The 16,203-nt window shown below is 50.5% G+C and carries 14 protein-coding genes; 12 read left to right on the plus strand and 2 right to left on the minus strand.

Annotated elements, in window-relative coordinates; translation table 11 throughout:
- The 7 genes from CJZ82_RS16665 to CJZ82_RS19690 all read left to right on the plus strand — a co-directional run.
- A partial coding sequence (locus CJZ82_RS16665; protein WP_143593745.1) for a transposase occupies nt 1–370 on the plus strand: 370 nt, incomplete at its 5' end.
- 342 nt (nt 371–712) lie between these two features.
- Entirely contained in the window at nt 713–2,431 is a 1,719-nt protein-coding gene (locus CJZ82_RS16670) for an FAD-dependent oxidoreductase (RefSeq protein ID WP_094556873.1), read from the plus strand.
- Nucleotides 2,432–2,728: 297 nt separating this feature from the next.
- Nucleotides 2,729–3,586, plus strand: a complete 858-nt coding sequence (locus CJZ82_RS16675) for a type 1 glutamine amidotransferase domain-containing protein (protein ID WP_094556874.1) — start codon at nt 2,729–2,731, stop codon at nt 3,584–3,586.
- An 11-nt stretch (nt 3,587–3,597) separates the two neighbouring features.
- Nucleotides 3,598–5,313, plus strand: a complete 1,716-nt coding sequence (locus CJZ82_RS16680) for a thiamine pyrophosphate-binding protein (RefSeq protein ID WP_094556875.1) — start codon at nt 3,598–3,600, stop codon at nt 5,311–5,313.
- Nucleotides 5,314–5,422: 109 nt separating this feature from the next.
- Nucleotides 5,423–5,845: a hypothetical protein gene (locus CJZ82_RS16685; RefSeq protein ID WP_094556876.1), complete on the plus strand. Its 423-nt coding sequence runs from the start codon at nt 5,423–5,425 to the stop codon at nt 5,843–5,845.
- 68 nt (nt 5,846–5,913) lie between these two features.
- A complete protein-coding gene (locus tag CJZ82_RS16690) occupies nt 5,914–6,309 on the plus strand; it encodes a hypothetical protein (RefSeq protein ID WP_094556877.1) in 396 nt (131 codons plus the stop codon).
- Between the two features lie 9 nt (nt 6,310–6,318).
- Nucleotides 6,319–6,729, plus strand: a complete 411-nt coding sequence (locus tag CJZ82_RS19690; protein WP_094556878.1) for a VOC family protein — start codon at nt 6,319–6,321, stop codon at nt 6,727–6,729.
- A gap of 28 nt (nt 6,730–6,757) precedes the next feature.
- On the opposite strand, the gene CJZ82_RS16700 is transcribed toward CJZ82_RS19690, so the two are convergent.
- Complete coding sequence (locus CJZ82_RS16700) at nt 6,758–7,948, minus strand: PP2C family protein-serine/threonine phosphatase (RefSeq protein WP_143593746.1); 1,191 nt, start codon at nt 7,946–7,948, stop codon at nt 6,758–6,760.
- 1,183 nt (nt 7,949–9,131) lie between these two features.
- Here CJZ82_RS16700 and CJZ82_RS16705 point away from each other — a divergent pair.
- From CJZ82_RS16705 to CJZ82_RS16725, 5 genes are read left to right on the plus strand one after another with little or no spacing between them, the layout of a single operon-like run.
- On the plus strand, nt 9,132–10,961 hold the full coding sequence (locus tag CJZ82_RS16705) for an AGE family epimerase/isomerase (protein ID WP_094556880.1): 1,830 nt from the start codon (nt 9,132–9,134) through the stop codon (nt 10,959–10,961).
- Between the two features lie 4 nt (nt 10,962–10,965).
- On the plus strand, nt 10,966–11,313 hold the full coding sequence (locus tag CJZ82_RS16710; protein WP_094556881.1) for an STAS domain-containing protein: 348 nt from the start codon (nt 10,966–10,968) through the stop codon (nt 11,311–11,313).
- Complete coding sequence (gene glgX, locus CJZ82_RS16715; RefSeq protein WP_094556882.1) at nt 11,310–13,412, plus strand: glycogen debranching protein GlgX; 2,103 nt, start codon at nt 11,310–11,312, stop codon at nt 13,410–13,412. Before CJZ82_RS16710 ends, glgX begins: the two co-directional genes overlap by 4 nt.
- 6 nt (nt 13,413–13,418) lie before the next feature.
- A complete protein-coding gene (locus CJZ82_RS16720) occupies nt 13,419–13,787 on the plus strand; it encodes an STAS domain-containing protein (RefSeq protein WP_233130342.1) in 369 nt (122 codons plus the stop codon).
- A complete protein-coding gene (locus CJZ82_RS16725; RefSeq protein ID WP_094556884.1) occupies nt 13,788–14,249 on the plus strand; it encodes an ATP-binding protein in 462 nt (153 codons plus the stop codon).
- 172 nt (nt 14,250–14,421) lie between these two features.
- Here CJZ82_RS16725 and CJZ82_RS16730 read toward each other — a convergent pair whose 3' ends face one another.
- Nucleotides 14,422–15,690: a hypothetical protein gene (locus CJZ82_RS16730; RefSeq protein ID WP_233130343.1), complete on the minus strand. Its 1,269-nt coding sequence runs from the start codon at nt 15,688–15,690 to the stop codon at nt 14,422–14,424.
- Between the last annotated feature and the right edge of the window lie 513 nt (nt 15,691–16,203).

Here is a 16,203-nt window from a genome sequence, read left to right on the forward strand (position 1 = left end):
CCAGGAGATGGCAGCAGACCGCGCCGGTGCTCACCAGAAGACCATCGGCGCCGACAAGAACTACGACACGAAAGGGTTCGTGGCCGAGATGCGGCGGCTGGGCGTGACGCCCCACGTGGCGCAGAACACCGCCCGCAGCGGTGGCTCAGCGATCGATGACCGCACCACCCGCCACGTGGGCTACGCCAAGTCGATCAATGCCCGCCGTGGCATCGAGAAGGTATTTGGCTGGATCAAGGCGTTCGGCGGGCTGCGCCAGTTCAAGCAGCGCGGCCAGGAAAACGTGAGCGCCGTGTTTGGGCTGCACGTGATCGCCTACAACCTGATCCGACTGGGCAACTTGCTCAGGCCCACCATGGCAGGAGCATGAGCCGCCAGTTGCCCAAAGGTGTGCTCAAGCGGCGGCAGTCGGGCCGCCAAAACAGCCCAAATGCGGCGAAATCGGGCTGTCTGAGCGCTTGAAACGACCCCATCTGACGAAATCACAGAGAAATCAGCTCGGAGTTGAGAAAATGCGGCTGCTTAGTCGGTTTTTCCGCAGACTCTTAATAGACAGGAGTGTGAGAGCTCAAAGAGCTGCGCTGGCCTGACGGAAAGGTTGAACATCGAAAATTGGAAGGCAGACCAAGGATCAAGGATCAACTGCAAGGCAAGACTTTGGGCACACGGGTGATAGCCTCACGAAGTAGCCGGCAGCAGCAATCAAGGCAGCATGGGAATCGACAAAAAGGCTGAGCTGAATCCACTGATCACGACAGACCCCTACGCAAGAGAACATCAGATCTTTCCGTGCCTATCTGCAGAACAAATAGTACGGGTCAAGCGGTTTGGCCAGCTTGAGAATCACAAGAAAGGGGAGGTTCTATTCGAAAGAGGGCAGAATAGCGTCGATTTCTTTGTGGTCTTGAAGGGATCAGTTGAAATCTACGAAAACCGACAAAGCGGGCCAAACGTGATCACCGTTCACCAGGAGAATCAATTCACAGGCGAACTCGATCTTTTCAACAAGCGAGACATTCTTGTTAGTGGCAGGATGGGAGAGGACGGGGAGGTCGTTCGCATCTGCCCGGTCTCATTTCGAAAACTAATCACAGCCGAGCCAGATATTGGTGAAATCATCACACGAGCCTTCATTCTAAGGCGAACGGCCTTCATCTCGCACGAGCAAGGCGGAGCGACTTTGCTGGATATCGGTGACAGTGCAGACGGTGTACGGATTGAACGGTTCCTTCGACGCAACGGCTACCCAGTATCTGTTCTTGATGAAGCGAGCTCCCCGGAGTTCCAGTCAACGCTCGATCGTCATGGTCTGTCGGTCGAGGACCTACCAGTCGTGCTTATCCACTTAAACGACCGCATGCTTTCAAAGCCCAGCAACTACATTCTGGCCCAAGCACTGGGCTTAGTGGAAGACTTCGATTGCAGCCGGGTGTATGACGTGGCAATCGTGGGCGGCGGCCCAGCTGGATTGTCCGCCGCAGTGTATGCGGCATCTGAAGGCCTATCTACCATTCTGCTGGAGTCAGAAGCTCCAGGAGGCCAAGCCAGCACGAGTTCAAAAATCGAGAACTACCTAGGTTTCCCAACGGGCATATCTGGCCAGGCGCTGGCTGGCAGAGCTCAAGTCCAGGCGATGAAGTTCGGGGCCACAATTGCGCTGCCGATCCGCGCGTCAGGACTGAATTGCTCAAAATATCCCTACGAGCTGCAGTTCTGTGAGCGAGATGAGGAGAGCCGAAGCCTGAAAGCCAAAGCCATAGTGGTTGCTACAGGAGCAACATACCGAACCCTGGACGTTGAGAATAATGGTGCTTTTGACAACTCAGGCATTTACTACTCGGCAACGGCAATGGAAGGAGATCTTTGCACAGATGAAGAGGTAGTCGTAGTCGGAGGTGGAAACTCAGCAGGTCAAGCAACGGTCTTCCTGTCATCTCAGGCACGGCACGTGCATCTGATCATCCGACGTGACAGCCTGAAAGAAACAATGTCAGACTACTTGATCGAGAGGATTCTCTCCTCAGATCGAATTACACTACATACTTACACGGAAATCATCAAGCTAGAAGGGGATGGCCATCTTGAGCAGATAACCTGGAATAATATCAGAACTGGTGAGACCGAAACGAAACAGATTCGCCACGTTTTTCTGATGATTGGAGCGATCCCCAATACCCGCTGGCTAAACGGATGCCTGCAGCTGGATAACAAGGGATTCATCCTGACGGGTGACCATGTGACTAGAGATCCAGCCAGCACATCATCCCGACCCACCATGATGCTTGAAACAAGCCAAGCCGGTGTCTTCGCTGTTGGCGATGTTCAGTCGGGATCGACCAAGCGGGTGGCCTCGGCCGTTGGGCTGGGAGCCATCTCAGTTAGCCACGTCCATGCCTTTCTGGCCGAGATGGCCGAAGCACTGGCAGAGTGAAGTGAGCCTGGAAATCCGTACAGCGAGGCTCCTCCCACCGAGGAAGCAGGGACAAACATGAAGCGAGAATGAGATTCTCAATACAATTGAATTCTCATCTATGCTATTGAGATTGACGATATTCAGGATATCCAGATGTCACCATACTGTCGGCAAACCAACCAGGACTTTAACTTTTGTTTCATTCCCTAGAGGGCCGAAGGGAGGGAGCCTATATTCACAGAACAATAGGCAGACTGCAAGCTTGCAAATATCAAGCTTGCCAGGAAACTTATCCATCAAATATAGACCTCACTAATGGCCAAAAAGATACTCGTTGTTCTGTCTGAATGGGGTTACTGGGGAGAAGAGCTTGTCGGACCTTACGATGTTTTGGCCAACGCCGGCTATACTTGTGATTTTATGACTGCGAAAGGCAGAAAGCCGCCGGCGCTGCCACCTAGCATGGACGAAACCTACGTAGACCCTCCACTCGGTGTCTGCGTTACCAGCGAACATTTTGCCAGGCGAACCAAAGAGATTAATGACTCAGCCTTGCTGAGTACACCAATCAGCCTGGAGGCCGAGCTGGCCTTTATGCCTTACTTCAACAGCCAGAATTTTGGCCACGAACTATTGAAGTTCCACGAGCTTCGCGAGGAGTTTTGGAAGAAGTTTGTTGATCCCTACGAAGCACTTCTGCTCCCTGGCGGCAGCGGCCCCATGGTTGACATGGTCAACAATGAGCGGCTTCACAACCTCATCTTGGGATATGTCAACCGCAACAAGCTCATTGCCGCTGAATGTTATTGCGTTACCTGCCTGGCTTTTGCAAGAGACTGGACGGACAGGAAGAGCATCATCTCCGGAAAGCATGTCACAGGTCATGCCCGCGAGTACGACTACAAGGACGGAACAGGTTTTGCTCAAATGTATGGATATGATGATCAGCCAATGGATACATCCGCAAATTTTGGGCCACCTTTCTATCCACTAGAATATATTCTGCGCGACGCGACAGCTCCTGACGGGATGTTCCATGGGGGGGTTGGACACTCTATTTCTACAATTCTTGATTTTCCATTCCTCACTGGCCGATCCACACAAGATTCCACACTTGTAGGCGAGGTAATGGTGAAGTGTCTTGAAGAAGGCCTGACCCGCTATGGCTGGTAAGGAGAATATTCATGCGAGGACACGAAGCAATTCTTCGGCAGTTTGAATGCAGTGGCTTCCGCCACATGTTCGGCAATCCAGGCACTGTTGAGCAAGGAATGCTAGACGCTATTTCAGAGATACCCAGCATTGAATATGTTTTAACGCTACAGGAGTCCATCGCCGTGTTATGTGCTGATGGATATGCAAGAGCGAGCCGCTCACCAGCTCTTGTGCAGATTCATTCGTCGCCAGGATTGGGGAACGCCATAGGCAACCTCTATCAAGCCAAGCGAGGGCAGTCTCCACTGGTGGTAATTGGTGGTGATGCGGGAATCCGCTATCAAGCCATGGACTCACAGATGGCGGCCGATCTGGTCGCGATGGCAGAACCGGTTACGAAGTGGTCGGCCATGGTGATGCACCCATCAAGCCTGCTTCGGATGGTGCGCCGAGCGATCAAAGTGGCCTCGACACCACCCTGTGGACCAGTCTATCTCTGCGTACCTCAGGACATTCTGAATGAAGAGATTACTGAACAAGTCTATGCTCAGAAGCCGCTCGTTTTCTGTTCACAGGCCAACCAAGCGACAATCGAGTCAATTATAGATTTAATCACCAAGGCAAAGAATCCAATCTTCCTTGTGGGTGATGGGGTGGCATGGAGCGAAGCCACTGACGAGTTGGTCACCCTGGCGGAAAGAGTAGGTGCACGCGTCTATGAAGCGGATGGTGGTGAAGTAAATTTTCCAGAGACACACCAACTCTACTTCGGCAGCACAGGGCACATGTTTGGCGACTATAGCCTGAAGATCACTACTGACTGTGACTTTTGCTTGGCGATAGGCTGCTATCTACTGCCGGAGGTATTTCCCCACTTGGGAGACATCTTCAGTGCAGGCACAAAAGTCGTTCATATTGACGCCAATCCCGACAATATTGCAAAAAACCATCGAGTTGATCATGGAATTGTCGGAGATCCCAAGGGGGTGATCAATCAGATAATCGTTGCACTCGACAAGTATGGAGAAGTCGCTGGCTTTGACGACATCAGTGCTTTCAACCACGAAAAGCGAAAAGCTCAGCCCGACACTGTTGAATCAATCTATAGCGTCGATCTTTCTGTGCCAGATTCCGAATACGACTCTGGACGCAAGTACATGGCATCAGGCTATTTCTTCCAAAAGCTTGGCGAGCTCTGCCCAGAAAATACAATAATCTTTGATGAGGCTCTAACCAACTCACCGCCGATCACCAAATACATACCAGCCGACAAGCTCGGCTGCAAACTCTGGACTAGAGGAGGATCACTGGGCTCAGGATTCCCAGGAGCGATCGGAATAAAGCTCGCCAAGCCAGAGAGTGAGGTAATAGGAGTATCTGGCGACGGTGGATGCATGTATACCATCCAATGCCTATGGACCGCAGCCAGGCATTCTGTTGCCGCCAAGTTTATAGTCTGCCAGAATCGATCCTACCGGCTACTCCAAGCGAATATCAAGCAGTTCTGGATGTCCCAAGGGATCAACGAACACAGTTATCCACTTTGCTTTGATTTATCACGACCAGAGATTTCCTTTGAAGACTTGGCCAAAGGAATGGGCGTAGAAGCCGAGCGAGTATGGAAGCCATCCCAAGTGTCTTCCGCCATTCAACGACTCCTTAACTCAGAGAGACCTTATCTGATTAACCTTGTACTAGAAGGAGATGTCCACCCAGAATTGATTGGCGTACACTGCGGACAATAAGTTCCTTCATCCCCACCTCCCCCTCCCCCGACTGCAGCCCCACTCCATTCCAAGTGAATGGAAAGAGTTAATCCATCAACTAGACTAAAACCCTTCGACAATCACATTCATGTTCACCCATCCCGAGATTTGGTCCTTTGCATCGGCATGGTATCAGTTGCTCGACATCCATGCCCCTTTGGAGTGCTATCGCTGCCTACTCGCGGACGACGTGAAGCTCATTTTCCCTGAAGCAACAGTAGAACGCTTCGAGGGCTATGCAAACTGGTACCAAAAGGTTGTGGACATCTTTTTTGATGAGCAGCATACCCTTAAAGTCGCCGATATCACATCACAGTCCGAAGACAGTTGCGAGGTTCACGTAGTCGTTAATTGGAAGGCCAGTGTTTGGAGCCCACCACAAGCCAAGAGCACTCGATTGATGATGGATGCCGATCAGACATGGAAGATAAAGAGGATATCTACAGGCCTTGCTATCTCTGAATACATTGTGAATGAAATGACCTATGAGCCAGGATCATGCAAGCTTTGATTTAAGGTTCACATCACACTAGACGGCCTTGGGCCATCCTTATTCACTGACAACGGAATCCGCCTAACATGAAGAATGTACCCAACACAGCCCTTGGTGATATGTACAGAAAACATATCGAGCTGATTCTCGCAAAGGATATCCAAGGCTTGCTCATGCAGTACGCCGATGATGCTCTTTTGATTTCCAGTTTCGAGAAGACTCCAAAGTATTTCCAAGGCAAAGACCAATTACTCAAGCACTTTGAGGGTATTTTGGGCATTGAAGGACTTGAAACCGAAATTGCATTTTGGGCAGAAACAGAAAACCCCAAGACTCTCATGATTGTAGAAGCGATTACCCTCAAAGCTCCAGAAGGAGAGGCGAAGATGAGATTTGCAGATAGCTGGGTCTTGGATGATGAAGACCGAATTAAGATACATTTTGCGGGAATGACTCAGTATCCCGATGGCACTGTCGCCTGAGAGCAACCAATGTTACAAGTCGTCTCACAACTAGCGATTACTTGCAAAGATCAGGCAATCACTGAAGCTTGGTACTGCAGAAACTTTGGATTCAGGCGAGCTCGTATCGCTCGACTGCCCGATGGGAAGGAGATCATCTTTCTAAAGATGAGTGATTCAGCATTTTATCTAGAATTATTTTGGGCAGATCGAGAAAGTCCGGTCCCAGTCGCCGAGAACGACGGACATACATTCCCAGGATTTCGACATTTGGCCTTCAAGGTCAACGATGTTGATGAAAAGCTGGCATCGATCGAACAGGTTGACATCACATTGGGGCCGCTAGACTTCGATGAATACATACCAGGCTGGAGAACTGTGTGGATTCGAGATCCCGATGGAAGGATCATTGAGATCAGCCAGGGATTCTGTGACGAATAGTCGATAGGCAAGGCATGCGAAGCGCGGCCTAAAGTCGCTTGAGCGTCATTAACGTAATATCATCGGACTGCTCCGCTCCTCTGACGTGCTCATTGACATTGGCGGTCACTAGTTCGGTGATTTCTTGAGCTGATAGCCCTGCTCGGTTGGCGAGGGTCGCAAGAAGTTGATCCTCACCAAACTTCCCGTGGCTGGCATTCATGGCCTCAGTAACACCATCAGAATAGATAAAGAAAATATCACCTCTGGCAAGCGTTAGCTGATTCGAGCCAAAGTATGCGTCCTCAAAGATACCAAGGGGCTGGCCACCAGGCGGAAGATATTCCGCCTCACCGGTAGATTTCAGAAGAACAGGAGGATTGTGACCGGCAAGAGCATAGTTGACACTTCCTGAACAAGAATCATACAAGGCAAGTACGACGGTGATAAACAGCATGGCCTTATTGCTGGGACATAGCTGTTTATTGGTCAAGGAAAGAATCTCAACGGGATCGAAGCGATCAATCGCTACAGCACGAATCAGGGTACGTGTCACTGCCATGAAAAGACCGGCAGCAACTCCTTTATCCGCTACATCGCCAACCAAAAAGCAGAGGCGGCCGTCAGAGAGGTAGAAGAAGTCGTATAGATCTCCGCTGACCTCATACGCAGGATTGAGTTGAGCGTAGAGATCAAAGGGATGATCTGCATCAGGTTTTGGGAAGTCAGTCGATAATAAGCCCTCCTGCATCTCACGAGCCAAGTCAAGGTCCCGTTGCAGCTGAGCTCGCTTAACTGCTACTTCATTGAATTCGATTCGCACCAATGAGGCTGCTACAAGTGAAGAAAAGTATTCGACCATCTCTTCGTCGCGGCAACTAAAGTGCTTACGGCCAATTGGATTGAGAAACTCGATTACACCAATACAACGATCTCCATCCAGGAGGGGAGCCGCCAGCAAAGCTCGTGTCACCCATCCAGTCTTCTTGTCAACAGAAGAGTAAAAGCGCGGATCATTCTGGACATCATCAACTCTCACCAAGTGCTTCTCTGACATGGCTATGCCAACAAGGCCACAGCCATGTGGAATCCTCAATTCACCAAGCTGAGGAGAGCTTGTGCCCTGAGCAGAATGAATAACGAGCTCGCCAGAGAGGGGATCGGGAAGAAAGATTGAACAAGCCTCGGCTTGAATCCAAGGGCGACTCTTTTCCAGAATCATCAGTAGCAGCTGATCCAACTTGGGTTCTCGGCCAATCTCAGCGGCAAGGTGAAAGAGTTCACCAGAGTCAGCGTGTGACTGGCCAAAAGAATTCACCAGCAAAAGACGATAAAGCGTGAATCATCCTAGTGGATTGCAGGTGAGACTCGCCCCAGCTACTGAGAGATTCGTGAAAGGCGGAGGACCGGCGACTGCCGAACAACAGAACTGCGTGCAGACAGCCAGCTGGAGTGCCTGTTTCCCGGTATCCGTTGACTGAGGGTAAAAGACTGACTTCGCTTGACACAAGGCAGACCCTGTCGCGATGGGTGGCCAGTCACCCTTTGCTAGCTGCCTCTCAGTGAAGCATCCTGGACTGCCATCTCACTGAGCCTTATGCCCTACGGGGCGGGTGGGTTCAGGCTCGGACCCGGCATCCATGGTGGTGAACGGCTCCATTCCTCCACCACGAACTCCAACACAGCACGGCGATTCTGTTTGAGGCTGGTGGTCACCGTGAGCAGGCGAGTTTGGCGGAGAACACTCTGCAGGGACTGGAGCCTGGGGTGTATTTGCGGTGGAGCACCGCCGGCCTGAGCGGCCGTACTGCGGCCCTGCTTCGACGGCGTCACGATAGGGTCGTAAAGAGAATCATCTCACCTTTCTGATGCCCAGATCACGCAGCAACTGAAGGCGCACCTGGAACACCTGATGGATCGGCACCATAAGCGAGTGCGGCTGCTGGCAGCTGACCATTATATTCCGCCAGCGATGCCAGTTGAACCAGCAGTGTCTCAACGTGAATCACGTCCTTCAGGCGAATCTCCGCCTCGTCTACTCCTTCGGGGAGGCAGCGCCTACGGCCGCTGGTCCAGGCAGGACCTGACAGAGGCAACAGCTGATGGAGTTGTTGGCGATGGAATGAAGCCATCCATTGTTCAGGGCTTCGAAGATGGCAAAGGCATCACATCAGCCGGCCATTACTCACGACTCAGGGAGACCCATGAGACCACTACGTTTGGCACAGATCTGGAGTTAAGCTTTGCAACAAGAGCATGAATATAAAGGAGGGAGTCAGAAGGGCTACTCGATTCTTGCATTATATTAGTGAGTCCAACAAATCCTAACGGTCTCATTCAGCTCGGTTTTTGCTCGCTCACTTTAGATTTTAGATCACACCGCACTAAAGGGTCGACAGTCCCAACATAGCTTGAAAAACGTCATGAACACGCTTGACTTCAGCTTTTCCGATCTTGTTTCTGGATACGTGGAAGCTTATGACCCGGGTTCAAGAGTAATCACACTGGTGACTTCAGACGGCAGGCCATACACTGCATCCCTAACAGACAACACCTACGCCAAGCAAACAAGGAATCTGCATGAAGGATGGATGGACCGCAGTGGCCAGCTTGATGAGCTACTGGTCAAGGGTCAATTAGTGTTCCTGTATGGCACATTCTTCCCGGAGGAGGAAATCAGTTTTGAGGTCAACTATCTTGTCTTTGCATCTGAAGATGTCACCAATTTCAGGTACAAAGAAAAAGATTGGTGGATTCACCAGATTGACTCGATTGCCACCTGCTACCTAAAGTGGCAATTTGACTTTCCCGGCAAAACTATTGACTACAAGAATTACCGCACCTTGATTAACTTGTCTGGAGCCAAGGCAGAGTGTGACTTCTTGCAAGAGACTGACACAATATCCAGAATGATCTATGGCATGGCATCGGCTTATATGCTGACCGGCAAAGACGAATATCTTGAGGCAGCAGACAAAGGCACTGAGTATCTGCGCGAAAAAATGCGCTTCGTTGATTCCGACACCGATATGATTTATTGGTATCATGGTATCAAGGTAGGCGTTGAGGGACAAGAGCAGAAGCTGTTGGTCTCCGAATTTGGCGATGACTATGACTCGATTCCTGCCTACGAGCAGATCTATGCATTGGCAGGGCCTGTCCAGACTTACAGAATCACGGGGGATCCGAGGATTCTGGCTGACGCCGAAAAAACCATCGACTTATTTGATACGCACTACAAGGATTCTGACAAAGGAGGCTACTATTCACACATTCATGCAGTTACTCTTAGCGCTCACGAAGAATCATTAGGGAGAAACAAGGCCAAGAAGAATTGGAACTCGGTTGGAGACCACGCCCCTGCCTACCTCATAAATCTGTGGCTGGCAACAAAAAGTGAGCGATATCTTAAAATGCTTGAAGATACTTTTGACACCATAACTACTCATTTCCCTGATTACGAAGAAAGCCCTTTTGTTCAAGAGAAGTTTTATGATGACTGGTCCAAGGACCAGACTTGGGGCTGGCAGCAAAACAGGGCAGTAGTTGGTCACAATCTCAAGATCGCTTGGAACTTGATGCGCTTTCAAGCTGTTACTCCCAAGCCTGAATACCAAGAGTTGGCTGAGAAGATTGCGGGTTTGATGCCGAATGTTGGATACGATAAACAACGCTTTGGCTGGTATGACGTCGTCGAGAGGACTCTTAAGCCAGGCCATAAGTTTTATCGCTATGCTTGGCATGATCGGAAGGCTTGGTGGCAACAAGAGCAGGGTATTCTTGCCTATCTGATCCTTCAAGGCCATTTTTCATCCAATGAAGCCTACAAGAAGTATGCTGACGAATCAGCCACCTTTTACAATGCTTTCTTTCTAGATCACAACGATGGGGCAGTATACTTCAATGTTCTGGCTAACGGCGTGCCATACCTACTTGGAACTGAGCGGTTCAAAGGGAGTCACTCCATGAGCGCCTATCACTCTACTGAGCTCTGCTTTCTATCAACTGTCTATATCGACCTAATGATCAGCAAGCGCCCACTTGATCTTTACTTCAAGCCTATGCCAAACGGATTCCAAGACCGTCAACTTCATGTCTCCCCCGACATGCTTCCCCATGGCAGCGTCACAATCACGGCTTGCGAAATTGACGGAATTGAACACACTGATTATGATGCCGAAAAGCTAGTTGTAACACTGCCTTCAAGCAACGTCAGTCTGCGGGTCAAAGTCACTCTCACCCCAACTCTGTAATCTCATGACACTCGACCTTGCTCGAAGTAGCCTTAATGGGTGGCAAGTTGTTACCATTACTGGACAGATTGACTCCAAAACAGTGAGTCTGCTGAGAGATTTTTTGGCAAAGGAAGTTAAAATCGATGAACCCTTAGCATTAGAGCTCAGTGGGGTTCCCTTCATGTCGAGCGCGGGACTTCGTACCATGCTCACCTTGGAGCGTCAGACAAAGAGTCACGGTGTGGACTTAGCGCTGCTGGGCCTTCGCAGTGAAATCGCAGACACCATGAAAGTTACTGGATTTTATCAGTACTTCACGAACTATGAGTCCGCCAGCAGCCTGCCATCTAAGTCAGAACCTTCAACATGATTGAACGCATTGACGGCTTACCCACCAACATCATCAACGGCTATAAGGTTAGGCCTGGCAAGCCCCTTCCTTTCGGAGTTTCGCATGTACCAAACGGCCTAAACTTTTCCGCCTATACCTCAGCTGGAACAGGCTGCACATTAGTACTATTCAGCCGCGGCGTACTTGAGCCCTTCGCAGAAATCGAGTTCCCAAAGAGCTATCGCATTGGCGATGTCTTTTGTATGATCGTCTTCGATCTTGATTATGAAGACTTAGAATATGGATATCGCATTGATGGGCCGTTTCAGCCTGAAGCGGGCCATCGCTTCAATAAGGAGTGCATCTTGATGGATCCTTATACCAAGCTGGTTTCAGGGCGTGATGTTTGGGGAGAGGAACCAGACTGGAATGCTCAGATCTATCACTATCGTTCACGTGTTTCTTTTGACGACTTTGACTGGGAAGACGACTCTCCTTTGGAGTTTCCGCCAGAAGACTTGTTGATTTATGAGGCTCATGTACGAGGCTTCACAAAGTCCGCGAGTGCGAAGGTCGCTCACCCTGGCACCTATGCTGGCTTGGCAGAAAAGATACCATACTTGAAGCGCTTGGGCATCAATGCAATTGAACTGATGCCTATTTTCGAATTCGATGAGTTTGAAAATTCGCGCATTCATCCTGAAACTGGCGAGAAACTCTATAATTACTGGGGATACAGTACCCTGGGATTCTTTGCACCCAAAGCAGCCTACGCGGCTACTGGCAGACACGGAATGCAAGTAGACGAGCTTAAGCAGTTAGTCAAAAACTTGCATTCCAATGGAATTGAGGTCATACTAGACGTTGTTTTTAACCATACTGCCGAGGGGAATGAGAATGGGCCGACACTATCTTTCAAGGGATTAGACAATAAGACTTATTATATGCTGACTCCAGAAGGATATTATTTTAATTTCAGCGGCACTGGCAATACTTTAAACTGCAACAATCCAATTGTTCGCTCCCTTGTCCTGGACTGTCTCAGATACTGGGCATCTGAGTATCACATTGATGGCTTTAGGTTTGACTTGGCTTCCATTTTGGGACGCGATCCCTTGGGCTATCCACTCTCAAATCCGCCTCTGCTTGAGTCCCTGGCTTTTGATCCGATCCTATCCGCCTGTAAGTTGATTGCCGAGGCATGGGATGCTGGCGGGCTCTATCAGGTAGGAAGTTTTCCAGCCTTCGGACGATGGTCGGAATGGAATGGTAAATACCGCGATTGCCTCAGGAAGTTTCTCAAAGGCGATGCAGCGCAGGTGGGGGAGCTTGCTCAGCGCGTTCAAGGATCTCCCGATCTCTACCAATCCAGCGGCCGTACTCCAGCCACCTCAATCAACTTCATCACCTGCCATGACGGCTTCACACTCGCCGATCTGACGTCCTTCAACGAAAAGCACAATAGTTCCAATGGAGAAGACAATCGAGATGGAGGGAATGATAACCACAGCTGGAATTGTGGGGCTGAGGGCTGGACTGATAATGCCGGAATACTTGCTCTTCGCCAGAAGCAAATGATGAATGCATTTGCTCTTTTGCTTACCTCACGTGGGGTACCGATGTTTGTGATGGGTGATGAATTTGGACGATCTCAACAAGGCAATAACAACGCTTATTGCCTTGATTCTTCACTCAGCTGGGTAGACTGGTTGCAGCTAAAGGCCAATCATCAACTGTTCGACTTCGTTACGTCGCTGATTGCTTTTCGAAAATCCCATCCTTGCCTCCGTGTCAATAAGTTTGATACGACCATAACGACAATAGGACTGCCATCAAGTAGCTTTCATGGAACTTCGGCGTGGTCTCCTGATTGGAGCCAAGAGTCCAGACAGCTAGCCTGGATGTTTTGTCTAGATGGGATCGGAACGGGGAACTCAGACGTTGATCTTGTTTATGTGATTGCAAACATGGCTCCCTCAACCTCTTGGTTCAGCTGTCCGGAGCTTCCAAATGGCCTACGTTGGTGCGTGGCCTTTAACACCGGAGATCCTGCGGGCCCTGTTCTCAAGCATGAAGCAACAGTAGACAAGCATGGGCTGCTTGTCGGCGAGCGATCCGTGATTATCATGACAGCATAAAGGCAATTGCCGCAGCAACCCTTCGCCCCAACACGAGCTTCTCAAAAAATGACACTGAACATCACCACCGAGACCTTGACTTCCCATGTTTCGCTTTTCTTAGAAGGGGAAGTTGATACCACTTCGGCACCTCAGCTCCTCCAAACACTTACAGAAATTGGTTTGGCTGAGCTTGCAGAGCTGAGGATTCACGCAATGAGTCTCACATTCATGAGCAGTGCAGGCTTGCGAGCACTTGTCTATGCCAAGCAAAAGATGCCGCACAGCTCACGTCTGATCTTCGTTGGCGGAAGCGCCGATATTCAGGAGGTCATCACACGTACTGGCCTAGGTAACGCCGTGATGCTGGTGGAAACTGTAGACGATATCCCCTAAATGGAGACCCAAGGAAGCAGACACCTAATTGGCAGAATTGAAAGATCTGCAACTTCAGAGCATTGGGATATCTTGCTCCAGTTTGTCAAGGAGCAAGTTCAAGACCATGTCAAAGATTCCCGAAAGTCATATGGAATCACGCTTGCTGTCGAGGAATTGCTATCGAATATCATGCGAGACTCCAGCATCAGCAACCTTAAGCCAGGCCCTTCCATTATACAGATAGCCTGCTGGCGGAATATGGAATCTGGCCAAAACCGCTTTGAACTACAAGTCAGCGATGATGCGGCTCCCTTTGACCCTAAGCTTGAATCTGTTCCAACATCACTACCAGATACACCTATTGAAAATCGCAAGATTGGCGGACTAGGACTTTTCCTAATCAAATCATCGGTTGACGAGGCAACATACAGCTACCAACATGGGCGCAACACGTATCGGCTTATCTCCAATCTCGACTGAGCATTTTCTCTGGGTACCGTCTCATAGCTGAGGCCTAAATCCGTATGACTGCTGCTTAAGAAATCTATGCTTCACATCAATCCACTAAAGATCCTACCTCTATCGATCAAATGCAGCTCATTTGAGCGGCGATCAGGGCGATTATCGCTGTAGTGCACCCCAATGCTCTGGCTCAAAGGCTTGAGCCACTCACATGAGTAATCCCATGGGCACCCGTAGCGAGATCCACAATGAAACGGTGAAGGCCATTGAAGGTGGCTCGGTAGGTGATGGCCGGTGGGTTGCCATGACTGGTGAGATGTCCATACCGCTTGAGATCTTCCAATCGGCAATCGAAAACGGATGGGTTGGGAGTTGGCGTGTAACTCATACCATAGCCATCAAGCTCATAATCGGCGAAAACGAGGAGCCAGGGACTACGATTGGCCACATATTTGTACTCGTAAACAACATCCTGCTTCAGTTCGACAAACTTCTCATAACGATCAAGGGCCAGCCTGGTCATCAGATTCTCTGGAGCAGCAGTCTGCCAAGCTACAAGGGGAGAATCAAAACTTCCCACCAGGGACATTTCGTGCACTCCCAGACATGGTCGGAACACCACCTGGCGGCTCACACTGGTGATTGAAAACACATCGGAGCCGCGATCGTAGTGGATCACCGCCTCACAATCCTCCGACACCTCGAAGCAGATATTGGACTCACTGGGTTTGCCGTGCCAACCCACTCCACGCAACTCAGAAGACCAGCCTGAGATTGGATCCAACCAGCAACCCAATCCCATCGTGTCGAGGAACAACTCTGCTCCGATTCCGAAGTTGATGGCGTGAATCCCGCTGGACATGAACACGGCAAGTTCAAGAATGTCGGGATTGCTGGTTGGCCGCATCCAGCGCTCATGCTCGGTTGGGTCGAAGGAACGATCCGCGAAAATGGTTCCCAGAACCTGAATGGAGTCGCAGCGGTTTATGAATGTGGCCGCACCTCCCTGCAGGGGAATGATCTCAACAGACCAGCCAGCCGAAGGGTTGTGCTCTACCTTCAGGGTGAACAGGCCATCTTCCGTTACCCTCACTGTGGGAGCCGAGTGCATGGCCGTGCCTTGACTGCTCCCGAAACCAGTCCCTTTCACGAGTTCAAGGCGCGTGGACACCGGCACGATGGGATTCATGGCGCCGAAGCCCTGATCTTCATCTCCATTGCAGGAGATCAGGAACTGATACACACCATCCTGGCGAAAGTCGATACCGCCTTTGGTTGTCAGCGGCACGTCGATCGTCCAGCAATCCGGTTCTGTAGCCCGGAATTGGCGATCCTCACCTCGCTCATTGAACTTCTCGAAAATCGAGGAGCCATCCCAAGGAAAACCATTCAGCTCCAGACTTCCGATGACCATGACAGGAGTCACGCCTGTGGAACCCGATTCCAAGTTCAGGCGCATGCGAAGGGGGTCGAAAATAATCCACACAGGGCCACTGTTGCTGACAGCTAATGTGAAGTTGTCAGACCGAGTTCCCTCGGCGTCAATGGTGCAGTCCCAGCCACCCTGCGTCACAGCCAGTGCCTTCACAGGCCTGTGCGAGTTATGATTTAGCACGAGCCGGAAACTATACTGGCCATCACCATGGCGCCCTCCGCGGGACGACAGGGCGACCTCGGACCTCCAGACACACTGATCAGGAATCCAGGTCATGTCATTGAGAGAATCAAAGGGATTCCATCGCCATCGCCTATGGTGCACAGTCCCCAGCAAGCTGACACTTTCGATCGAACTGGCGAACAGATGCGCCTGCGCATGCGCCGGGAAGGAGTGGGACATTGATCCAGCTCAACTGATACAGAATAGGTATTGACTATAGGGCACCTCGAATAATCGGTTAAATCGGCGGCAACAAGAAAGCAGGAACCAACTCAGCCCGGCATGCCACGGCTACACCAAGGGCCATATCGCACA

The organism is Synechococcus sp. 1G10, assembly GCF_002252625.1.
GTDB lineage: Bacteria > Cyanobacteriota > Cyanobacteriia > PCC-6307 > Cyanobiaceae > Regnicoccus_A.